1 protein-coding gene is annotated in these 273 nt (G+C 60.1%); it reads right to left on the bottom strand.

Annotated elements, in window-relative coordinates:
* Nucleotides 1-98: 98 nt before the first annotated feature.
* Nucleotides 99-221: a hypothetical protein gene (locus tag ABG80_RS23890; protein WP_268761018.1), complete on the bottom strand. Its 123-nt coding sequence runs from the start codon at nucleotides 219-221 to the stop codon at nucleotides 99-101.
* Nucleotides 222-273: the final 52 nt, after the last annotated feature.

Raw genomic sequence — 273 nt, 5'->3', positions numbered from 1 at the left:
GTGCCAATCCCGCGACAAGCGCTCCTGGCTGGGCTCGACCTCGGCCAAGGCGATCATGTGCAGGTGCGGGTGCCACTGGCCCGAGTTGTCTCCCCGCTTCACTTCGTATGACCAAACAGCGCCCACAACACCATCGGGCACAGAGCCGCGACCACGTTGCCGGCGTTTCCATAGCTCGCGCTGGGCTCTATGAAGGTGCTTAAAGCGTTCAGCCAGGTCATCACCGTTCTTCACCGTCAAAGTCACCAAAAAAGGCCTCAGAGCCGTTTTCTC

Source organism: Aquabacterium parvum, from assembly GCF_001447195.1.
Lineage (GTDB): Bacteria > Pseudomonadota > Gammaproteobacteria > Burkholderiales > Burkholderiaceae_C > Aquabacterium > Aquabacterium parvum.
The sequence above is the reverse complement of the archived record's forward strand: the minus strand, read 5'-3'. Positions and strand labels throughout refer to the sequence as shown.

Coding starts and splice junctions, on each gene's coding strand:
- ABG80_RS23890 (WP_268761018.1), bottom strand. CDS start 221: ATGACCTGGCTGAACGCTTTAAGCACCTTCATAGAGCCCAGCGCGAGC.